Below are 13,213 nucleotides of genomic sequence, written 5' to 3' on the forward strand. Positions count from 1 at the left end.
AATCTCCTAAAATTTTTAACATCTTAGCAAACTTGTATAAAGCAACGATAAATTATTTTTCTTCATTGTAAGAAAAAATAGGTAAAGACCATTGATATTTGATAGCTAAAAGCCTTGCAAAAACTCCTATAAAAAGAGTTAAAAGTGTGCAAACTAGGGCATTAAGCTCAAGCCAAATTATTAGAGAATAATAGATTGCTCCTGCAATTATGGCAATTCCTGCATAAATTTCTTTTTGAAACACCAAGGGGATTCTCATACATAAAATATCTCTTAAAATTCCACCAAAAACACCGGTAATTACAGCAGCAGCAACGGCTATGATAAACCCATGGTTTTGATCTATAGCTATTTGAGCTCCAAGTATACTAAAAACAACAAGTCCTATAGCATCAAGAGTTAGAAATAAAGTTTCAAGTTTGGTTACTACGCGTGGAATTTTTGTGGCTACAAGGGCGCAAAAACAGATTAAAATAATATATTCAGGATGTTTAACCCAAGTTAAAGGATAATGTCCTAAAAGCACATCTCGTATGCTTCCACCTCCAATTGCTGTTACGAGAGCAATAAAAATAACTCCAAAAAGATCCATTTTATGGCGTCCCGCAGCTAAAGCCCCTGTCATTCCTTCTGCGGAAATACCTATGATATAAAGAGTGGTTATCGTAAGAGCATTTATCTCCATAATTTATACCTTAAAATTTATCACAATTTATTTGATACTGTTTAATATTTTCATCATTTACTTCATGGTTTGGTACTTGATAACATTCTTTAAATTTCGGAGTTTTAATAATTTTTACATAAAAACTTGGTATAGCAATACGGTTTTTAATGTATTGTGGTTCTTTATCGTAAAGTACTAAATTTAAAACTTCGATACTTTGAAATTTTAAAGCTAAACTTCTTTCTCTTTGTTCGATTTCACTCCAAATTTTATTATTTATTTGAGCAATTTGTGGGGTAATATTGCTCATTAAAAATACTGAATTTTGAGCAGCTTTACTAAAGCTAAAAGAAGCATTGGGTGCAGTGTGTCCTCGCGTGTAGCCGCTGTTTTTATAATCATTCCAAGTAGTGCGGTATTTTTTAGGAATATTTGTATCATCTTCAAAGCGCGGCCGTTTTTTAATTTGCTTATCTTTCAAATTTGAAGCTTCTATTTTATAAGCAACGGCTTTTGTACCTTTGAGTTTATAATCATAGCAATTTAGATAAAAAAACTTATCTAAGATTTGCGAACAGTTTATATTGTTAAAATAAGAAGAAAAATTAGCACTAGGCTTGTAAGGTTCTAAGGCAAAAATATTAAGAGATATAGCTAGTGAAAAGATGAAAATTTTCATTTAAGTTCCTTATCTTTACTTTTGCAAAGATGATTTAAAAAACATTCTTTACATAAAGGTTTTTTAGCTTTACAGGTATAACGTCCAAAAAGAACCATGGCTTGATGAAGATAGTTAAGATTGTCTTTAAATACACCTGTTAAATCTTCTTCCGTAGCTTCTGGAGTTTTTGCTTTGCTAAGTCCTAAGCGGTGAGAAACTCTAAAAACATGAGTATCTACAGCCATGAAATTTGCTCCGCACCATTCTATTAAAACTACATGAGCGGTTTTTTGTCCTACGCCTGCTAATGATTTTAAATTTTGTTCATCAAGGGGAATTTTTCCGTTAAAATTTTCACAAACTGCTTTTGCCATTTTTATAAGATTTTGTGCTTTATTATTAAAAAATGAACAAGTTTGTATATAGGTTTTAAGGCTTGATAAATTTGCATTTGCAAGGGATTTGATATCAGGATAAGCCTTAAAAAGATCAGGAGTGATGAGATTGACTCTTTTATCAGTGCATTGGGCTGAAAGCATCACACAGACTAAAAGCTCGTATAGGTTTGAAAATTTAAGCTCTGTTACAGGCTTGTCAAAATGTTTTAAAAAAAGTTCTTTGATTTCTAAATTTCTTTTCATTTTTTAATTTTAGTTAATTAGCTTTAAACCAAGTTTAGATATAATTGATTTTATATACATTTTATTAAAAAGGAAACCTAATGAAAAAATTTTCTTTAGTCACAGCAGCTTTGATTGCAGGTGTAGCTTTAAATGTAAATGCAGCTACGGTAGCCACCGTTAATGGCAAGAGCATTAGTGATACAGAAGTAAGTGAATTTTTCGCCCCTATGCTTAGAGGACAGGATTTTAAAACTTTGCCAGATAATCAAAAAAAAGCTCTTATTCAGCAATATATTATGCAAGATTTAATTTTGCAAGATGCTAAAAAACAAAATTTAGAAAAAGATCCTTTATACACAAAAGAACTTGATCGTGCAAAAGATGCAATACTTGTTAATGTTTATCAAGAGAAAATTTTAAATACTATTAAAATTGATGCGGCTAAAGTTAAAGCTTTTTATGATCAAAATAAAGACAAATATGTAAAACCTGCAAGAGTGCAAGCAAAACATATCTTAGTAGCGACAGAAAAGGAGGCTAAGGATATTATTAACGAACTTAAAGGTTTAAAAGGTAAAGAACTAGATGCTAAATTTAGCGAGCTTGCTAAAGAGAAATCAATTGATCCAGGTTCAAAAAACCAAGGTGGTGAGCTTGGTTGGTTTGATCAATCAACTATGGTAAAGCCTTTTACAGATGCTGCTTTCGCACTTAAAAATGGTACTATTACTACAACTCCGGTAAAAACGAATTTTGGTTATCATGTAATCTTAAAAGAAAATTCGCAGGCTAAAGGTCAAATTAAATTTGATGAAGTAAAACAAGGTATTGAAAACGGACTTAAATTTGAAGAATTTAAAAAAGTTATCAATCAAAAAGGCCAAGATCTTTTAAATAGTGCTAAAGTGGAATATAAATAATGGGTGTTTTAGACATTGTAAAAGCAGGGGTGATTAGCGGAGATGAGCTTAATAAAGTTTATGATTATGCCAAAGCAGAAGGTTTTGCTATCCCTGCTGTTAATGTTGTAGGAACTGATTCTATTAATGCAGTTTTAGAAGCTGCAAAAAAAGTTAACTCTCCAGTTATTATCCAGTTTTCAAATGGCGGGGCAAAATTTTATGCAGGGAAAAATTGTCCTAATGGAGAAGTTTTAGGTGCAATTAGTGGGGCTAAACATGTGCATTTACTTGCTAAAGCTTATGGTGTACCTGTGATTTTACACACTGATCATGCTGCAAGAAAACTTTTGCCTTGGATTGATGGGCTTATTGAGGCAAATGCACAATATAAAAAAACCCATGGACAAGCTTTATTTAGTTCTCATATGCTTGATCTTAGCGAAGAAAGTTTAGAAGAAAATCTTAGCACTTGTGAAGTTTATCTTCAAAAACTTAATGTTTTAGGTGTCGCGCTTGAAATAGAACTAGGTTGTACAGGTGGCGAAGAAGATGGAGTGGATAATACAGGTATTGATAATTCCAAGCTTTATACCCAACCAGAAGATGTAGCACTTGCATATGAAAGACTTGGAAAAATTAGTGATAAATTTTCAATCGCAGCAAGCTTTGGAAATGTACATGGAGTTTACAAGCCAGGAAATGTTAGTTTACAACCTGAAATTTTAAAAAATTCGCAAAAATTTGTAAAAGATAAATTTGCTTTAAATAGCGATAAGCCTATAAATTTTGTATTTCATGGCGGTAGCGGTAGTGAGCTAAAAGATATTAAAGATGCAGTAAGTTATGGCGTAATTAAGATGAATATTGACACAGATACTCAGTGGGCCTTTTGGGATGGGGTGCGTGAATATGAACTTAAAAATAGGGTTTATTTGCAAGGACAAATTGGAAATCCAGAAGGTGATGACAAGCCAAATAAAAAATACTATGATCCGCGTGTTTGGTTAAGAAGTGGTGAAGAAAGCATGATAAAGCGTCTTGAAGTCGCTTTTGAAGATTTAAACTGTATAAACAAAAACTAAGCATTTTAAAGGCTTAGTTTTATTTTGTTTTAAAAATTTTTATCAAATTAAGTAGCAATCTTTAAAATAAAATTTTTAATGAGGTATTGGTTTCATGGATATTAAATCAGATGAAATTTCAGAACTTGTTTTGCCTGAAGGCAAAGATGCAAGAGGTTCTTTGGTTTATTTTAAAATTATTTTTATTCCAGCTTTTCTTTATATTTTGATTTTATTGGGTTATTTTAATGTAATTGACTTTAAGGTTGAATTACATACGGTTATTATGACAGGTGTGATTTTTTTTACAGCATTGATTTTTGCTAGACATAGTGCTGAGTATGCGTATAGTATTTTTGAACAACAAAAAGATGAATTTAAACAGGCTTTAAAAAGATATATTATGAGGCATTTTCTTGCCATAGGTAAAGACACAAAATCAAATGCCAATTTTGATGACTTTGCTTATACATATATTAAAGGTGCAAGAAATGAGAATTTTGCTAGCATAGGTTCGGCAATTTTTCCAATGATGGGAATTTTAGGGACTTTTATCAGCATAGCTTTTTCAATGCCAAATTTTAGCTCTAGTGATACAGCCGCTTTAGAACAAGAAATTGCAGATTTGTTAAGTGGAGTAGGAACTGCTTTTTATGTTTCAATTTATGGAATTTTTCTTGCATTATGGTGGATGTTTTTTGAAAAATATGGTAAAAGTAAAATAGATCGTTTACTAAATCGTCAAAAAAACGCTACAAGTGGATTTTTTTGGACAAAAGAAGAGCTTGATCAAAGATATTTAACCGAGAGTTTGCAACATTTTGAAAAAATTGGAGCAATTTTTAAACAAGTTAGTAATGATGATTTTTTTGCAGAGCTTGATCATGCTATTGATAGAAAATTTGGTATTTTCCAAGATATGCTAAATGTAGAAGAAAAGGCTATTAGATTAAGTAGTGAACACATCAAACAAACCATGGGTGAGCTTAGTAAAGCACAAAGAGATCAACGCGATCTTGGAAAGCTTTATAGTGAAATGTTAAATGGTATAGGTTTGCTCAATCAAAATTTAAAAGAAATCAATACAAGAATGTCAGAACAATATAATCGTTTGCTCGATATCAGTAGTGATAAAATTCATCATCTTGATAAGACGCTAAGTGCATTCGATGAAAAAGTAGAGCGTTTTGGTAAAAATTTTGAACTTTATGAAAAAGCAATGTTGGAAAGTCAAGAAAAGGTTTTTGAGGGATTTAAAGCAAGCTTGTTTGAAGGTATGCATAAATTTAAAGAAGTATACGAAGAAGAAAAAAGTATCGATGCTAAAATCAAAATGATGGATGAGCTTAAAAAAGAAATGAAAGCACTTGATGAAGAAACAAGTCAAATGATGAGCAAGCTTTCTGGGGATGAAAATCAGAATAAAGAAAATGAAACCAAACAAATAGAAGATTTTTCAGAGTCTAAGACTGAAGAAAATCAAGATGAAATTCAAGCAGAAATATCTAAGCAAGAAAGCAATGATGAGTTAAAAAATGAAGATAAAGAAAATAAATGAAAAATGAGTCAAAAGAAGATAGCAATTTTTGGATAGCTTATGCTGATTTAATGGCAGGATTGCTGTTTGTTTTTATTTTGCTAATAGGTGCTATTGTTGTAAAATATGTTTTAACTCAAAGTGATTTAAAAGAAATCAAAGATAATCTCAATAAACAAGAGGCGCGCTTAGAGGAGAGCAAAGAAGAGCTTAGAAATAAAGAAGCCATAGTGTTTAAACTAAGTTCTGATTTAAACAATGCTTCTAGTGCTTTAAATCTTGCTAATTCTCAAAAAGCAGAATTAGAGGCTAATATTACAAATTACAAGCAGTTAAGTAAAGATTTGAACTCAACTTTAGATAATAAAGATAAGCAAATTTTGATTTTACTAGGTCAACTAGAGAAAAAAGATGAAGAGCTTAAAAATTTACAAGAAGATTTTCAAAAAGCTAAAGAAAAGGTGCAAAATCTTGGCTTGATTCGTGAAAATTTAAGCAAGGAATTGCAAAGCAAACTTGATAATAATATCACTATAGATGAAAAGACAGGATCTATTTCTTTGCCTGCTGAAGTACTTTTTGATAAAGATTCTTATGTGTTAAAAAATGAGGCAAAGGCAAGTTTGAGAAAAATCTTAAGCGAATATTTTGATGCTATTCTTGAAGATCCAAAAATTTTTTCTAGCATTGAAAATATCATTATTGAAGGACATACTGATAGTGATGGATCTTATATTTATAATTTAGATTTGTCGCAAAAAAGAGCTTATGAGGTGATGAATTTTATCTATACTTTTTATAAGGGTGATAAGCTTCAAAAGCTTTTAATGGCAAGTGGACGTTCTTTTTCAGATCCTGTGTTTGTCAACGGAGTTGAAGATAAGGATAAGAGTCGTCGCATAGAAATAAAATTTAGCATTAAAAATGATAATGCTTTAAAGGATGTAGAAAAATTCTTTGAATTTCATTAAAACAATTAGTCCTATACAAAAAATCAATTTTAACGGATTTGAATTTTATATTAAAAGAGATGATTTATTAGGAGAAATTAATGGAAATAAAGCTAGGAAACTTGCTTTTTATATCCATCAAAGATATCCTAAAAATCAATCTTTTGTAAGTTATGGAGGAAGCCAAAGTAATGCTTTGGCGGCATTAAGTATTTTTGCTAAACAAAGATCATATAAGCTTGTTTTTGCTTGTGAAAAAATTTCTACTTTTCTTAAGAATAATCCTTGTGGAAACTATGCTTTAGCTTTAGAAAATGGTGTTGATTTTGTAGAAAATATCCATTCTTTATCCTTAAAGCAATTTGCTTTTTCTTTGTGTAAAAAAGATGATATTTTTATAGAACAAGGCATAGCTAATTTAGAAGCTCAATATGGCTATATGGAACTTGCTCAAGAAATTCAAATGCAAAGTCAAAGTTTAAAGCTTGATTTTGATATTTTTTTACCTTCGGGTACAGGCACTTCGGCAGCTTTTTTGGCAAAGTATTCTAAATTTAAAGTATTTACTTGCGCTTGTGTAGGTGATATTAAATATCTTAAAAAACAAATTTTAACATTAGATCCAAGCTATGATTTTTCAAATTTAGAATTTTTAACAAGTGATAAAAAATATCACTTTGCTAGACCGTATAAAGAATTTTATGAGCTTTATATGGATTTAAAGTTAAAGTGCAATATAGAATTTGATTTGTTGTATGATATTTTAGGATTAAGTATAGCATTAAAACAAGAGTGGAAAAAACCATTGCTTTATATACATCAAGGTGGAATTTTAGGAAATTCCACTATGTTAGAGAGATATAAATTTAAAAAATTAGTTTAAAATTCCATAGATAAAAATGATTAAAATAATCAAAGGTGCTATATATTTTACATAATAAAACCAAATTCCAAACCATGAACTTTTAAGTGTATTGTTATTGCTAAGTTCTTTTAGACTTTCTTGTTTGCCTAAAATCCAACCTACATAAATGCAGCAAAAAAATGCAGTTAAAACAAACAAAATATTTCCACTAATGAAATCAAAACTATCAAAAATGTTTTTTCCTTTTATGATAACAATGTCACGCCAAGGCCCATAAGTTAGAATACAAGGAAGATTGCCAAGTATGAAGATAAACCCTAGAGTTAGGTTAATAGAAAGATTTTTAGAATATTTAAATTTTTCTTCTAATACGCTAATAATAACTTGATAAATTGGCAAGCTTGTGGTTAAAGCTGCAATCAAGAGTAAGACAAAAAATAAAATACACACAATGGTGCCAAAATGGATATGAGAAAATGCTATAGGTAAAGTTTCAAAAACCAAAGAAGGCCCGCTATCTGGAGCAAGTCCCGCTGAGAAAAGTGCTGGAAAAATCATAAAACCAGCCAAAACAGCTATGATAGTATTTAAAACCCCTGTATAAATAGCGGTTTTTGCCATATTTTCATTTTTATTAAGATGAGATGAAAGTGTTATCATTACCCCAAAGCCTAGGGATAAAGCAAAAAAGACTTGTCCTAAAACATCGATTAAAAGTTTTGGTGATAAAATTTTACTAAAATCAGGTTCAAGATAAAATTTAACTCCAGCCATAGCTCCATCAAGGGTTAAATTGCGTCCTACAACAATAATAAGACAGATAAATAACAAAGGCATTAAAAATTTTACGGATTTTTCTATACCATCTATAATGCCTCTTTTTAAAATAATATAATTAATAATTACAAAAACAGTGGTAAAAATACCAACTCCTAAAGGATTGAAGGCTATTTTGTCGTTAAAAAACTGATGAGTAAATTCTTTGCTTACTACATTGGCAAGACTAAAATTCCCTAGGGTTAATTCCCAAATATAAACTAAAACCCATCCTCCAAGTACCATGTAGTAAGCCATTATGCCAAAGCTTCCTAAAAGTCCCATATATCCAATACTTTGCCATTTTTGTTTGAAAGCATCTACGCTATTTGTCATCGCTTTTCTGCCTATGACATTTTCAACTAAAATAACAGGAATGCCTATGATAATCATAGCTATACAAAAAACTAATACATAAGCACCGCCACCATTTTCTCCTACAAGATAGGGAAAACGCCAAGTTGCTCCAAATCCTATGGTTGCTCCAGCAACTGTTAGAATATAAGTTAGTGTGCTACTCCATGTTTGTCTTTGCATGATTATCCTTTCGAAAAAGAATTATTTTACCTAAAAATAACTTTAAAAACTTATAAGCTATCCATATAGCTTATATCGTAAGTATTTTTTAAGCGTTTGTGTATCGTTTCGTGCCAATTTTGAGATATGAGAGAGTTTAATTTTTCTAATTTATCTAATAAATTCGGATTTTGTCTAAGAGCTTGATGTGGGGAGTAAAAAAGTTGATTGAGTTCAAATACACTAAGTGAAGTAGAATTTTTTTCTAAAATTTTAATATTTTCATACTTTCGTATTTGTCCAACTTGTAAAACTTTATAATACCATCCACTCAAACCCGTTTTAAAAATTTCATGTGTAAAATTTGGATTATTGTGAATTTTAGAAATTTTTACACAAGGTTTTCTAGGTTCGCTTACTTGCAGTATTGCATTTGAAATTTGATGTATATCACCTATGCAAACATTTTGTTCACAAAGCCCATCGATGCTCAAATTTTCACCCATTGAGCCAAAATTTAGCTTTTTATTAAGAAATCTTTCCCATATAGGATAGTTTTGACAAGAGTTGGCAAAAATAGCCTTATGGTAGCCTCCATGATGAATTTTATCAGCTATTTGATCATCTAAAATACCTAGAAAATCAATTTGTGTTTCTTCTAGGTAAGTATCTTTAATAAATGCGCTTTGGAAATTTTTATAGTTTTTAATTTTCCCTATTTGCAAACTTTGAATTTTCATGGTTCTAGTTTTTTTAATAAATCATCAGCACTGATAAAACCCGTGATTTTTAATTTTTCTTTTCCATTTTCAAAGAAAATTAAAACAGGTGGGCCAAAAACATTAAATTCTTTCATGGTTTTAATTTGTTCATTATTATTTTCGCTTACATCAACTTTGATAAGTTTGTAATTTTGCATTTTTTGTATGATTCTTTCATCGCTAAAGGTTAATTCATCTAAAAGTTTGCAATTTTCACACCAAGATGCAGTAAAATCAAGCATTATGGGCTTTGTATTTGTTTGTATTTCTTGCTTTAATTGTTCAAAATTGTTGATATAATCATAGCTTAAAGCAGGTTTTGAGGCAGATATAGTATTGAAATTTAAAGGATTTAAGAAATTTTTAGCCCCAAAAAGTCCCCCTAGGAAAATACTTAGAGAATAAGCTAAAATAAGAATTAAAATACTTTTTTTAATTTTAGAAATTATTGTAAAACTTTTTTCAAAAATTCCCATAAAAACACTAAAAAATACACCTAAAATTCCATAGGCAATTAAAATGTAATTTTCTTCAATAATTCTAGAAAGTATCCAAATAGCCATAGTCAACATAACAAAACCAAAGAAAATTTTTACTTTTTCCATCCAAAAACCAGGTTTAATAAAACCTAATCCTAAGCCTATGAAAAGCAAAGGTATACCCATGCCAAAACTCATGATAAAAAGCGCACTACCGCCTAATAAAGCATTGCCTGTATTGGCTATATAAATTAAAGCACCTGCTAAAGGAGCTGCTACGCAAGGACCTACTATTAAAGCAGATAAAAATCCCATGATGGCTATACCTAAAACTCCTTTCCCTTTTTCGCTTTTTTTATGTATAAAGGTTTGAAATTTTAATGGCAATTCAAAACGAAAAGCTCCAAACATAGCAAAAGCAAAAGCTATGAAAATTAGAGCAAAAAGAATTAAAATAATAGGTTTTTGTAAAATTCCTTGAATACTTGCTCCTAGAAAACTTGCTATAACTCCAGCAATAGCATAGGCTAAAGACATGAAAAAAACATAGATAAAAGAGAGAAAAAAACTATATTTTTTTGAAAATTTAGCATTACTTTTTGCTACGATAAGAGAAGATAAAATCGGAATCATAGGTAAAATACAAGGTGTTAAGGAGAGTAAAAGTCCATAGCCAAAAAAACTTAGCAAAATCCAAAAAAAGTTATCTGTTGCTAAAAAATTTGCTATAGAGCTTTCTTCAGATTCAATTTTAGTTTTTTTATCTGTTTTTTGAGTTTTGTAAGGTTTTGAAATTTCAAAAGCATCTTTTTTAGAAATGAGATCAAAGTACCAAGTTTGAGGATTATAACACAAGCCTTGTTCGGAACAACCTTGAAATTCGAGTTTGATTAAATTTGTGGTATTTTTTGCAAAGCGCTCTAGTAATAAATTTGGCAAAGCTAAATTTAATTTTTGATAATAAACATTTTCATTATCTCTTGTAGAACTTTGAGGTAGATTAATCAAAGAACTTATATCTTTTTCGTTTATATATAATTTAAGTTTATTAGAATAAAGATAAATATCTTTTCCAAGTTCAATATCAATTGAGATAGAGTTATTATAAGAGTTTGATTTTACATTAAAAGCTTCCTTTAAAGACAATATAGAAGCAAAACATAAACAAAAACTTAATAAAATAATACCAAAAATACGCATAAATTTCCTAAAAACTTATTTTTTCCTTTATTTTTAGCTTCAATTATAATTTATTATGGTAAATTTGCTTTAAATACTTTATAAAGGTTTGAAAATGCAAGAAAATAATTCTCCAAAAACGCAAGTGGCTGTTAAAAAGAATGAAATTTATGTTTCTGTTAAAAGAAAGAAAAGTACAATAGAATATGAAAAAGATTTAAAGAATTTGCAAATTGAGCTTTTGAAATTTCAAAATCATGTTAAAGCCAAAGGTTTAAAGGTTCTTATACTTATAGAAGGGCGTGATGCGGCTGGAAAAGGTGGAGCGATTAAACGTTTGATTGAGCATTTAAATCCGCGTGGTTGCCGCGTTGTGGCTCTTGAAAAACCTAGTGATGTGGAAAAAACACAGTGGTATTTTCAGCGTTATATAGCACATTTGCCCTCAGCCGGTGAGATTGTGATTTTTGACAGATCTTGGTATAATCGTGCAGGAGTAGAACCGGTTATGGGTTTTTGTACACCGCAACAACATAAGGATTTTTTAAGAGAGGTGCCTTTGTTTGAAAATATGATTTCAAATAGTGATATTATTTTTTTTAAATTTTATTTTTCAGTATCAAAAGATGAGCAAAAAAAACGTTTTGAAAAACGCCGAAGTGATCCACTTAAACAATATAAATTATCTCCTGTGGATCAAAAATCGCAAGAATTATGGGATAAATATACTTTAGCTAAATACTCTATGCTTTTAGCATCTAATACTCCAACTTGTCCTTGGACTATTATTTCTTCTGATGATAAGAAAAAAGCAAGATTAAATTTATTGCGTTTTATACTTTCTAAGGTAGAATATCCAAATAAAAAAACTGGAGATTTTTCCAAAATTGATGCAAAATTAGTGCGTAGCGGAGAAGAAGAAATACGAAAAATGGAGGCGAATTTGGAAAAACTTGACAGTAAAAAAGCAGATGAAAAAATAAAAGATTTAGATTAAGGAAAAGAATGCAAAAGCTGGTTGAAAATTTAGCACTAAAGTACTATGATAAAGTAGTTGATTTAAGACATCAAATTCATATGCATCCTGAGCTTGAATTTGAAGAAGAAAATACAGCTCGTTTAGTGTGTAAAATTTTAGATGAGTTTGGCATTAAATATCAAAAAAATATTGCAAAAACAGGAATTTTAGCTACTATAGAAGGAAAAAAGAAGAGTCAGAAAAAACCAAAATGCGTTCTTTTAAGAGCGGATATGGATGCTTTGCTTGTACAAGAAAAAACTAATCTAAGTTATGCTTCAAAAATTGATGGTAAGATGCACGCATGTGGACATGATGGACATACAGCAGGACTTTTGGGAGCTGCTTTGATATTAAATGAGCTCAAAGATGAATTTTGTGGCACGATTAAATTTATGTTTCAGCCCGCAGAAGAGGGAAGCGGTGGAGCTAAACCTATGATAGAATCAGGTGTATTGGAAAATCCTTATGTTGATGCGGTTTTTGGTTGTCATTTATGGGGGTCTTTGCTTGAAAATACTGCTCAAATTGTAAGTGGCGAAATGATGGCTGGAACGGATATTTTTGATTTGGAATTTATTGGCAGAGGAGGACATGGAGCTCATCCGCATACTTGTATAGATCCTATAATTATGGCAACGCAATTTGTAAATAATATACAAAGTGTTGTTTCTAGGCGTTTAGCCCCTTATGAAGCAGGGGTGATTACCGTAGGTCAAATTTGTGCAGGAACTACTTATAATGTTATTCCTACAAATGCTTATTTAAAAGGAACCGTGCGTTTTTTAAATGATAAAACACAAGATATTTTAAAAAGTTCTCTAGAAGAAGTGGCTGCTGCTACAGCAAAATCTAATGGTGGAGATTATAAGCTTAAATATACTAAAGAATTTCCTCCATTGATTAATGATGAAAAAGCTGCTTTAATAGCAAGAAAAGCTTTTGCAAAGGTCTTAGGAGAAGAAAATATCATTGTTTCTTCTAAACCTGACATGGGGGCTGAAGATTTTGCTTTTTTAACACGAGAAAGAATGGGAGCTTATGTATTTGTTGGAATTTCAAAGGATTTAAATCATCCAGCTTTGCACCATAGTTCTACTTTTTGTTGGGATGATGAAAATTTAAAAGTTTTAATGCAGGGTGATGTGATGATGGCTTTAGAATTTTTAAATTTATAA

13 protein-coding genes are annotated in these 13,213 nt (G+C 30.4%); 7 read left to right on the plus strand and 6 right to left on the minus strand.

Going from position 1 to position 13,213, the window contains the following annotated elements; genetic code table 11:
• Positions 1-52: 52 nt before the first annotated feature.
• From ELQ05_RS03245 to nth, 3 genes are read right to left on the minus strand one after another with little or no spacing between them, the layout of a single operon-like run.
• Positions 53-685, minus strand: a complete 633-nt coding sequence (locus ELQ05_RS03245) for a trimeric intracellular cation channel family protein (protein ID WP_002852232.1) — start codon at positions 683-685, stop codon at positions 53-55.
• A 10-nt stretch (positions 686-695) separates the two neighbouring features.
• Positions 696-1,346, minus strand: a complete 651-nt coding sequence (locus ELQ05_RS03250; protein WP_088303742.1) for a DNA/RNA non-specific endonuclease — start codon at positions 1,344-1,346, stop codon at positions 696-698.
• The gene (gene nth, locus ELQ05_RS03255; protein ID WP_088303741.1) at positions 1,343-1,969 is read right to left on the minus strand and encodes an endonuclease III; all 627 of its coding nucleotides are present in this window, start codon (positions 1,967-1,969) and stop codon (positions 1,343-1,345) included. The genes ELQ05_RS03250 and nth overlap by 4 nt, the downstream gene beginning before the upstream one ends.
• Before the next feature lie 80 nt (positions 1,970-2,049).
• Here nth and peb4 point away from each other — a divergent pair, with 80 nt between their 5' ends.
• The 5 genes from peb4 (at position 2,050) to ELQ05_RS03280 (ending at position 7,284) form a co-directional block, all read left to right on the plus strand.
• Positions 2,050-2,871 (plus strand): peptidylprolyl isomerase PEB4, encoded by an 822-nt coding sequence (gene peb4 / locus ELQ05_RS03260; RefSeq protein WP_070316922.1) that lies wholly within the window; start codon positions 2,050-2,052, stop codon positions 2,869-2,871.
• Positions 2,871-3,935, plus strand: a complete 1,065-nt coding sequence (gene fbaA, locus ELQ05_RS03265) for a class II fructose-bisphosphate aldolase (RefSeq protein WP_070316923.1) — start codon at positions 2,871-2,873, stop codon at positions 3,933-3,935. The genes peb4 and fbaA overlap by 1 nt, the downstream gene beginning before the upstream one ends.
• A 94-nt stretch (positions 3,936-4,029) precedes the next feature.
• Entirely contained in the window at positions 4,030-5,472 is a 1,443-nt protein-coding gene (locus ELQ05_RS03270; protein ID WP_088303739.1) for a MotA/TolQ/ExbB proton channel family protein, read from the plus strand.
• Positions 5,469-6,422, plus strand: a complete 954-nt coding sequence (locus ELQ05_RS03275; protein WP_134239932.1) for an OmpA family protein — start codon at positions 5,469-5,471, stop codon at positions 6,420-6,422. The genes ELQ05_RS03270 and ELQ05_RS03275 overlap by 4 nt, the downstream gene beginning before the upstream one ends.
• The gene (locus tag ELQ05_RS03280) at positions 6,409-7,284 is read left to right on the plus strand and encodes a 1-aminocyclopropane-1-carboxylate deaminase/D-cysteine desulfhydrase (protein WP_088303737.1); all 876 of its coding nucleotides are present in this window, start codon (positions 6,409-6,411) and stop codon (positions 7,282-7,284) included. Before ELQ05_RS03275 ends, ELQ05_RS03280 begins: the two co-directional genes overlap by 14 nt.
• Here ELQ05_RS03280 and ELQ05_RS03285 read toward each other — a convergent pair.
• From ELQ05_RS03285 to dsbD, 3 genes are read right to left on the minus strand one after another with little or no spacing between them, the layout of a single operon-like run.
• A complete protein-coding gene (locus tag ELQ05_RS03285) occupies positions 7,276-8,619 on the minus strand; it encodes a sodium-dependent transporter (RefSeq protein ID WP_134239933.1) in 1,344 nt (447 codons plus the stop codon). The genes ELQ05_RS03280 and ELQ05_RS03285 overlap by 9 nt on opposite strands.
• A 50-nt stretch (positions 8,620-8,669) precedes the next feature.
• The gene (locus ELQ05_RS03290) at positions 8,670-9,338 is read right to left on the minus strand and encodes an MOSC domain-containing protein (RefSeq protein ID WP_058000790.1); all 669 of its coding nucleotides are present in this window, start codon (positions 9,336-9,338) and stop codon (positions 8,670-8,672) included.
• The gene (gene dsbD, locus ELQ05_RS03295; protein ID WP_088303735.1) at positions 9,335-11,038 is read right to left on the minus strand and encodes a protein-disulfide reductase DsbD; all 1,704 of its coding nucleotides are present in this window, start codon (positions 11,036-11,038) and stop codon (positions 9,335-9,337) included. The genes ELQ05_RS03290 and dsbD overlap by 4 nt, the downstream gene beginning before the upstream one ends.
• Before the next feature lie 94 nt (positions 11,039-11,132).
• Between dsbD and ppk2 the strand changes: the two genes are divergently transcribed.
• Both ppk2 and ELQ05_RS03305 read left to right on the plus strand, forming a co-directional pair.
• Entirely contained in the window at positions 11,133-12,014 is an 882-nt protein-coding gene (gene ppk2, locus ELQ05_RS03300) for a polyphosphate kinase 2 (protein WP_070316929.1), read from the plus strand.
• 8 nt (positions 12,015-12,022) lie between these two features.
• Positions 12,023-13,213 (plus strand): M20 family metallopeptidase, encoded by a 1,191-nt coding sequence (locus ELQ05_RS03305; RefSeq protein WP_070316930.1) that lies wholly within the window; start codon positions 12,023-12,025, stop codon positions 13,211-13,213.

Origin of the sequence: Campylobacter sp. US53, assembly GCF_004378995.1 — a bacterium.
GTDB lineage: Bacteria > Campylobacterota > Campylobacteria > Campylobacterales > Campylobacteraceae > Campylobacter_D > Campylobacter_D jejuni.